This is a genomic window from Parazoarcus communis SWub3 = DSM 12120, assembly GCF_003226565.1.
Classification (GTDB): domain Bacteria; phylum Pseudomonadota; class Gammaproteobacteria; order Burkholderiales; family Rhodocyclaceae; genus Parazoarcus; species Parazoarcus communis.
In genome coordinates, this window is the sequence record NZ_QKOE01000026.1 from 35,311 (window position 1) to 42,423 (window position 7,113).

A 7,113-nucleotide genomic window follows, 5' to 3' on the forward strand; every position below is an offset into this window, starting at 1 on the left:
CGTTATGTGCTTGTTGCCTGCGCGGGGTATCTGCGTGGACACCCCGTCGTTTCCGTCAGCGCGCGACCTCTTTGAGCAGGCCACGCGCCTTGGCCATGGTCATCGCCGTGTCCATGATCATATCCTCCTGCCCGCCGATCATCTTCCTGCGGCCAAGCTCGACAAGGATGTCGCGGGCCGACACGCCAAAGCGGTCTCCGGCGCGTTTCGCATGCAGCAGAAAGGTGGAATAGACACCGGCGAAGCCGAGGGTCAGGGACTCGCGGTCGACCCGAACCAGGTGATCCATCATCGGCACGATGATGTCTTCGGCCACATCCATGATCTTGAACAGATCCACGCCGGTCTCGATTCCCATGCGCTCGCACACGGCGGCGAAGACTTCCAGCGGCGTGTTGCCGGCACCAGCCCCCAGCCCCGCCACCGAACCATCGATGCGGCTGGCGCCGGCTTCGATCGCGGCAATCGAGTTGGCGATGCCCATGCCCAGGTTGTGATGTCCGTGGAAACCGATCTCGGTTTCGGGCTTGAGCACCGCGCGCAAGGCACCGATACGGGCCTTCACGTCGTCGGGCAGCATGTAGCCGGCCGAGTCGGTGACATACACCGTCTGTGCACCATAGCTTTCCATCAGCTTGCCTTGCTGGGCAATGCCGGCGGCGTCGTTGAGGTGGGCCATCATCAGAAAGCCGGTGGTGTCCATGCCCAGCTTGCGGGCAAAGGCGATGTGCTGAGGCGAAGTGTCCGCTTCGGTACAGTGGGTGGCCACATGCACGCTGCGGGCGCCGCAGTCGTAGGCCGACTGAAGTTCCTTCATCGTGCCCAGGCCGGGGATCAGCAGCACCGAGACCCTGGCCTGCTTCATCTTCGAGGCAACGGCGGTGATGTATTCCTCGTTGCTGGCCAGGGCAAAACCGTGCTGCAGCGAGTTGCCGCCCAGGCCGCCACCGTGGGTGACCTGGATGTAGGGCACACCCGCGTCGTCGAGCGCGGTGGCAACCTTGACCATCTGCTCGACACTGATCTGTTCGCGCTTGGCATGCATGCCGTCGCGCAGGCACATGTCGTGCAGGATGACCTTGCGGCCTTTCAGACTGGATTCACTCATCACGCGGCCTCCGTCGCCTTGAGCTGGATTGTTCCAGCGAGAATTTCCTCGGCAAACATCTCGGCGGTACGGGCCGCCGCCGCGGTCATGATGTCGAGATTGCCGGCGTATTTCGGCAGGTAGTCGCCAAGGCCGGCCACTTCCATGAACACCTGCACCTTGTTGCCGTCGTAGATCGGCCCATTCACCAGGCGGTAGCCCGGCACGTACTTCTGCACCTCGCCGATCATCTGCAGGATCGACTCGGTGATCTTCAGGTGATCGGGTTCGTCGTCGGTCAGGCAGGAGATGGTGTTGCGCATGATCATCGGCGGCTCGGCCGGATTGATGATCGCCAGCGCCTTGCCGCGGCGGGCGCCACCGACCACCTTGATCGCGTTGGAGGTGGTGTAGGTAAACTCGTCCAGGTTGGCGCGGGTGCCCGGGCCGACCGATTTGGAGGCCAGGCTGGCGACGATCTCGGCGTAGTCGACGCACTGAATGCGCGACACCGCCCGAACGATGGGAATCGTCGCCTGACCCGCGCAGGAGATCATGTTGACGTTCATCTCCACCTTGTCGGCATGCTGGCGCAGGTTCACCGGCGGCACGCACAGGGGGCCGATGGCCGCGGGCGTAAGGTCGATCATCATCACCCCCAGCTCATTGAGCTTGCGGCTGTTCTCCGCATGCACATAGGCGCTGGTGGCATCGAAGGCGATCTGGATGTTGTCTTCCAGCACATGGGGCACTAGCCCGTCCACGCCTTCGGCCGTGGTCTTGAGGCCCATTTCGCGGGCGCGGACGAGGCCTTCGGACTCAGGGTCGATGCCCACCATCCATACAGGCTCGAGCACCGGGCTACGCTTGACCTTGTAGATCAGGTCGGTGCCGATGTTGCCCGAGCCGATCAGTGCACAGCGGATCTTTTTCATAGGGATAGCTCCTGCGCCTTGGCGGCGGCACGCTGGGCCATGGTCTGGCCAGCGACGAAGAAGCCGTCGGCGGCATGTTCGGTAATCAGGATGCGCACCGTATCGGCGCTGCATTCCAGGCTTCTGGCAACCGCCTCGGTGACCGCGGCCGCAACCTTGTGCTTCTGCTCGGTGGTGCGGCCCACCATCATGTGCATCTCGATAATTGGCATGGGATCTCCTTGGGTTCCTTCAGTCGACAAAGCGCATCGATACGCTGCCCAGTTCCTGGAAGCGGGCAGTGATGCTGTCGCCCGGCTTCACCGCAATGGCTTCGGTGATGCCGCCGCTCATCACGAAGCTGCCGGCGGGCAGGTCTTCGCCCAGCTCGGCGAGGATATTGACCAGCATCGCGATCGCCTCGGCCGGGTGGCCGAGCACCGCGGCCGACGCCCCCATGGTGACGATCTCGCCATTCTTCTCCATCACCACACCGAGCGTGCGCAGGTCCAGCTCCTCTGCGTAGCGGGCGCGACCGCCGCCAACGAAGCGCGCCGACGAACCGTTGTCGGCGACCACGCTTTCAAGGTCGAACTTGAAGCCGGAAAAGCGCGAATCGATGATCTCGACGGCGGGCAGCACATAGTCGGTCGCGGCCAGCACGTCCTCGCGGGTGCAACCTGGCCCGGAAAGCGTCTTCTTCATGACGAAAGCCACTTCGCACTCGACCCGCGGATGCACCAGATCGGCGGTGGAGATGGCCGAGTTCTCGGGCCGTGCCATGCGGTCGGTGAGGAAACCGATGGAGGGTACGCTGACCCCCATCTGCTGCATCTTGGCCTTAGAGGTGAGGCCCGCCTTCCAGCCCACCTGGCGGTGGCCTTGTTCGAGAAAGCGACGACGCAGCTCGAGCTGCACGGCGTAGCCGTCGCCCATGGTCATGCCCGGGTATTCGTCGGTCAGCTTGGGAATCGCATAGGCACGCTTCTGCGCCCCTTCCACACGTTCGCACAAGCGAACGACGTCCTCACGCGACAGGGTGACGTTCATGCTCATGCTCATGCTGCACTCCCTACGGAAAACTTCACCCGGCAGCTGCCCAAACCGCCGACTGTGCACACCAGTTCGTCGCCATCGACCACCGGCACCAGCGCCGATTGCGAACCGGACAGGATCACCTCGCCGGCCCGGAACGGAATGCCCAGCTCGCCCAGCGTGTTGGCCAGCCAGGCCACCGCATTGGCGGGCGAGCCCTGCACCGCGGCGCCGACGCCGGTGGAGTGCAGTTCGCCGTTCTTCTCCAGCACCATGCCGGCCAGGGTGATGTCCAGCTTGCGCGGGTCGCCCCGCGTCTTGCCCAGCACATACACGCCGCAGGAGGCGTTGTCAGCCACCGTGTCCTGGATCTTGATCTTCCAGTCGGTGATGCGCGAATCCACGATTTCGAAGCACGGCACCACGTAGTCGGTGGCGCGAATCACGTCCATCGCGGTCACGCCCGGCCCCTGTAGATCGGCCTTGAGCACGAAAGCCAGCTCCGCCTCGGCCTTGGGCTGGATCAGCGTCCCGAGATCGATGGTGTCGCCTTCCTCATGGACCATGCCCGAGGTGAGCTGGCCGAAATCGGGCTGGAACACACCGAGAAAGTCCTGCACCGCCTTGCTGGTGACGCCGATCTTCTTCCCGACAACGGTTTCGCCCGCGCCCACCCGGCGCTCGATGTAGCGCGACTGAATGCGGTAAGCGTCGGCAAGGGTGATGTCCGGCTCGCGCTCGAGCAGCGGCGCGACCGTGCGCCGCTCGAGCCAGGCGACATAGAGCTCGTCGCCATATTTCTGAATGGTTTCGTCGTTCATGTCGGCCTCAGAGTTTCACGCACACATTGCGCGTCTCGGTATAGAACTCGAGCGAATGCACCCCGCCCTCACGCCCGATACCCGACTGCTTCGAGCCGCCGAAGGGCGTGCGCAGATCGCGCAGAAACCAGCTGTTGATCCAGGTGATGCCCACCTCGACCCGCGCTGCCACCCGGTGTGCGCGCGTCAGGTTGGTGGTCCAGATCGTGGTCGACAGGCCGTAGTCGGTGTCGTTGGCGAGATTCACCACCTCGTCTTCGCTGTCGAAGGGGCGGATGTGGCAGCACGGCCCGAAGATCTCCTCACGCACCACGGCCGCGCTCTCGGGCAGCCCGGTCCAGATCGTCGGCTGCACCCAGGCCCCTTCCGCAAGCTCGCCCGGCATGTCGGGCACGCCACCGCCGGTAACGACGGTCGCCCCTTCCTCCACCGCCTTGGCGTAATAGGAAAGCACCTTGCGCTGGTGTTCCTGGCTGATCAGCGGGCCATAGTTGGCATCGTGGCTTTCGGGGCGGCCAAACCGGACGCGCTCCGCCTTGAGCTTCAGCGCCGCGACGAATCGATCGAAGATCGGCCGCTCGACATACACCCGCTCGGTACCCAGGCAGACCTGCCCGGTATTGAGAAAGGCGGAGCGGAAGATGCCTTCAACGGCCGCATCGAAGTCCGCATCCGCGAACACGATGCCGGCGTTCTTGCCGCCGAGCTCGAACGACACGTCGCGCATGCCGTCCGAGGCCGCCTTCATGATCGCCGCGCCCGTGCGCGTCTCGCCGGTAAAGGTGATCGCATCCACGCCCGCATGGCGGGTCAGGAACTCGCCCGCGGAATCCGGCCCAAAGCCGTGCACCACGTTGTAGACACCTTTCGGGATGCCCACCTCGTTCATCACCTCGCCCAGCAGCGCAGCGGTGTGCGGCGACTCCTCGGAGGGTTTCACCACCACCGTATTGCCGCAGGCCAGCGCCGGCCCGACCTTCCACGTCATCAACAAAAAGGGGGCGTTCCACGGACTGATCACGCCGATCACGCCCTTGGGCATACGCAAGGCATAATTCAGCGCGCCGCGCCCATCGGGCGTATCCATCTGAAAGGCCTCGGTCGGCACATTCTTGATGACATCGGCAAATACCTTGAAGTTGGCTGCGCCGCGCGGAATGAACACATGGCGCATCACATGCGAAGGCTGACCGGTATCGGCCATCTCGGCTTCGACGAAATCCTCGAAGCGGCGGGTAATGCCATCGGCCACACCGTAGAGCAGATCAACGCGCTGCTCGGTCGCAAGCCCGCCCCACTCGCCCCGCAGCGCGGCACGCGCCGCCGCGACGGCGGCATCGACCTCGGGCCTTCCAGCCTCGCTGATCGAAGCAATGACCCGATTATCCAGCGGAGAACGCTTGTCGAAGCGCCGCCCGCTGGCCGCGCCGACAAACTCGCCCGCGATGAAATTCTCGATCTGACGCATCCTCATCTCCTCTGTCCATCCCCTGCTCCGCGCCTCAAGCGGCGGATTGCGGGGCTGCAGTTCACTCGACCTGGAAGAGAGTCTAAGAAGCGAGTGGAATACCGTCTAATACCTTATTCCAGGACGTTCAATACCTGCGAGGTATGACGAGACATGCTTACACAGCATCTTCAACCAGCGTGCGCTGAAGGTGGCTTGAGGAGGATATTGACTGTGTTGATTCAATGACGGCTAAGCGGCGGAAGGTGCCGGTATCCCATCGTGGGCGGCGGGCCGAAGGCGTTGGTCGATTTCCAATTCCCGAATCGCTGCTGCCGAACGCAAGCCCACATCCGCTAAGAGCGTGCATCCTCCGACCGACGCGTAGTTACAAAAAATCCTCGGCAGTCGGAATTATCGTAACTACACTCGGTGGTGAAACACGCCGCATCATCAGCATGAGGAAAGCGAATGAACGCGAAAAAGCACGCTACGCCGACCGACCGGATTGACACCGACGATGCGCCAGAACTGACTGACGAATTCTGGAGTTCCCAGGATTTAGTGGAGACCTTTGCCTTGTTGCTCGAAGTTGGCCTCGAAGTCATCAGGGCTGACACCCGATAGATGCGAGTTTTTGCGGGTTCGATTGTAGAAAGTCTCAATGTAGTTAGAAATATCTTCCGTTGCGAGTGCGCGGTTTTTGTAGATGTGCTTCTTGATGAGTTCCTTCTTCAAACTACCGAAAAAGGATTCTGCTACGGCATTGTCCCAACAGTTACCTTTGCGACTCATGCTGGGTTCAAGGTGATTGGACTTGCAAAATCGCCTCCAAACATCGCTTCCGTACTGTGAGCCTTGGTCAGAATGAATCAAGGTTTCTCGTGGATGGCGACGGCGAGTCGCCATCAGCACAGCGTCAAGAACTAGCTCGTGTTGAATGCTACCTCTCGTTGCCCAACCTACCACCTTGCGCGAAAACAGATCTATGACGACAGCTAGATAAAGCCACCCTTCCCAGGTACGAATGTAAGTGATATCCGTCACCCACGCCTTATCAGGTTGCGAAACGGTAAACTGGCGCTGGAGTAGGTTCGGTATCAAAACGGCGGGCTTTCCCGCTACTACACGTCTGATACGAAACCCTCCGTGTGCTCTCAAGCCGTTTTCCCGCATCAGGCGCTCGACACGATGCTTGCTACAAGTCTCACCCGTTTCGCGAAGATCAAGAAAAACGCGAGGCGCACCATACACTCCGTGGCTGCGATCGAAAGAGGCACGAATCAATCGAAGCAACCTCGCATCTTCCTGATCTCGTTCGGAGATCGGCTTTTTAAGCCAAGCGTAATAGCCACTGGGCGCAACTTCGAGCACGCGGCACATGGCCTCAACGCTGTATAGTTTCTTGTTCGCCTCTATGAATTGATAGGCAAGGCGGACATGACTGCAATTTAGCTTGGTGTCCATGTAGTCCCTCCCACGAGATGAGGATAGGTTATTTTCCCCTCTCCACTAAATCCTGGGAACTCCAGTTCTGCGAACAGCTCGATTACAACATCCTCTTTCGCTGGTTTCTTGACATGAATCTCGAGAGCACCAGCCTGGATCAGTCGAACTTCAGCCGACTGCGCGAGCGCCTGGTGAAGACCGACATCGCCCGGCGCTTCTTCGACGAGGTGGTGTGAATCGCCCCGGGTTCCGTGGAGGCCGGTTGGTTTAAGTCAGGTCGCGATCGCGGCCTGACTGGCGAGCTGCCTGTAGTAGTTTGCCTCAGCTTCTGCGGGCGGGATATACCCGATAGGTTCAAGG

At 61.5% G+C, this 7,113-nt stretch carries 6 protein-coding genes and 2 pseudogenes; 1 reads left to right on the plus strand and 7 read right to left on the minus strand.

Features of this window, described 5'->3' with window-relative positions; genetic code table 11:
• Positions 1 to 55: 55 nt before the first annotated feature.
• The 7 genes and pseudogenes from dmpG to DNK49_RS21065 form a co-directional block, all read right to left on the minus strand.
• Positions 56 to 1,108: a 4-hydroxy-2-oxovalerate aldolase gene (dmpG, locus tag DNK49_RS21030; protein WP_110529512.1), complete on the minus strand. Its 1,053-nt coding sequence runs from the start codon at positions 1,106 to 1,108 to the stop codon at positions 56 to 58.
• Positions 1,108 to 2,022: an acetaldehyde dehydrogenase (acetylating) gene (locus DNK49_RS21035; RefSeq protein ID WP_110529515.1), complete on the minus strand. Its 915-nt coding sequence runs from the start codon at positions 2,020 to 2,022 to the stop codon at positions 1,108 to 1,110. The genes dmpG and DNK49_RS21035 overlap by 1 nt, the downstream gene beginning before the upstream one ends.
• A complete protein-coding gene (locus DNK49_RS21040; protein WP_110529518.1) occupies positions 2,019 to 2,234 on the minus strand; it encodes a tautomerase family protein in 216 nt (71 codons plus the stop codon). The genes DNK49_RS21035 and DNK49_RS21040 overlap by 4 nt, the downstream gene beginning before the upstream one ends.
• 19 nt (positions 2,235 to 2,253) lie before the next feature.
• Positions 2,254 to 3,057, minus strand: a complete 804-nt coding sequence (dmpH, locus tag DNK49_RS21045; RefSeq protein ID WP_110529537.1) for a 2-oxo-3-hexenedioate decarboxylase — start codon at positions 3,055 to 3,057, stop codon at positions 2,254 to 2,256.
• Between the two features lie 2 nt (positions 3,058 to 3,059).
• Positions 3,060 to 3,857 carry a 2-oxopent-4-enoate hydratase gene (gene dmpE, locus DNK49_RS21050; protein WP_110529521.1) on the minus strand — a complete coding sequence of 266 codons (798 nt, stop codon included), beginning with the start codon at positions 3,855 to 3,857 and terminating at the stop codon, positions 3,060 to 3,062.
• Between the two features lie 7 nt (positions 3,858 to 3,864).
• The gene (locus DNK49_RS21055; RefSeq protein ID WP_110529524.1) at positions 3,865 to 5,325 is read right to left on the minus strand and encodes a 2-hydroxymuconic semialdehyde dehydrogenase; all 1,461 of its coding nucleotides are present in this window, start codon (positions 5,323 to 5,325) and stop codon (positions 3,865 to 3,867) included.
• Positions 5,326 to 5,865: 540 nt separating this feature from the next.
• Positions 5,866 to 6,753, minus strand: a pseudogene (locus DNK49_RS21065) (IS3 family transposase); the annotation flags it as partial.
• A gap of 80 nt (positions 6,754 to 6,833) precedes the next feature.
• On the opposite strand from DNK49_RS21065, the pseudogene DNK49_RS21070 reads away from it, so the two are divergent.
• Positions 6,834 to 6,986: pseudogene (locus DNK49_RS21070) on the plus strand (transposase); the annotation flags it as partial.
• Between the last annotated feature and the right edge of the window lie 127 nt (positions 6,987 to 7,113).